At 47.3% G+C, this 1,052-nt stretch carries 1 protein-coding gene; it reads right to left on the bottom strand.

Annotation, left to right across the window (positions count from 1 at the left end; translation table 11 throughout):
- Positions 1–1,052: DHH family phosphoesterase (locus A3763_RS25645; protein WP_197483130.1), on the bottom strand; the 1,052-nt coding region annotated here is incomplete at both ends.

Genomic DNA, 1,052 nt, shown 5'->3' with positions numbered 1-1,052 from the left:
GATCCTTTTAGCTCCCTATTCTGAATCAGCGGATCATCGCTAGCAGGCGCAAAAGCGATTACGGGCCGATGAAATAGCTCTTTGATACGTGAAGCTAATATCCCAATGACACCTTGGTGCCAATGTGGCTCATATAAGCTCAACCCCCACGACAAGTTCTCAAGAGCCAAGCTTTCCGTAGACTTGTCCAGAATGCTTTGTACCTGGGCTTCAGCATCCTGTTTCATTTCGGCTTCAATGCGCTTGCGCTCGACATTCAGCTGGTCCAGGCGCTGCGCGATAGACATTGCCCTAACCTCGCTATCAGCTAATAGGCATTCGATACCCTGTGACATATCATCAAGGCGACCCGCCGCATTTAGCCGCGGACCAACGATAAACCCCATATCACTCGATTTAACGCCCGACAACTCCTTACCCGCGAGCGACAAAAGCGCTTTGATTCCAGGACGACAATAACCTGCCCGAATACGTTTAAGCCCTTGGGAAACCAGTACGCGATTGTTGTGATCGAGCGCCACCAGATCAGCGACAGTCCCCAAAGCAACCAAATCAAGATATGAAGCCATATTGGGTTCTTTAAGCTGTCTCTGTTCAAACCATTGTCTCTTTTTAAGCAAGGTTCTAAGACTACTTAAAACATAAAATATAACCCCTACCCCTGCGGCATTTTTGCTGGGAAATTCACAACCGAGTTGATTTGGATTCACGATTGCATCAGCTTTAGGTAGGGTATCTCCCGGCAAGTGATGATCAGTAACCAAAACCTTAATACCGAGTGACTTGGCCCGCTCTACGCCTGCTTCACTAGCAATACCATTATCAACAGTAACGATTAGGTCAGGCTTTAATTTTGCAGCATAGTCAACGATTTCTGGCGTCAGGCCATAGCCGAATTCAAAACGGTTGGGCACAATATAAGAGCACTCTTTCGCCCCCATCTCTCGAAGTACAAGAACAGCCAAGGCTGTACTCGTCGCACCATCGCAGTCAAAGTCTCCAAGAATTAAGATATGCTGCTGTGCAACGAGCGCATTATATAAAACTTCAAG

It is taken from the genome of Oleiphilus sp. HI0128, from assembly GCF_001635365.1.
Note: the sequence above shows the minus strand (reverse complement) of the source record. Positions and strands in the feature narration are given on the sequence as shown.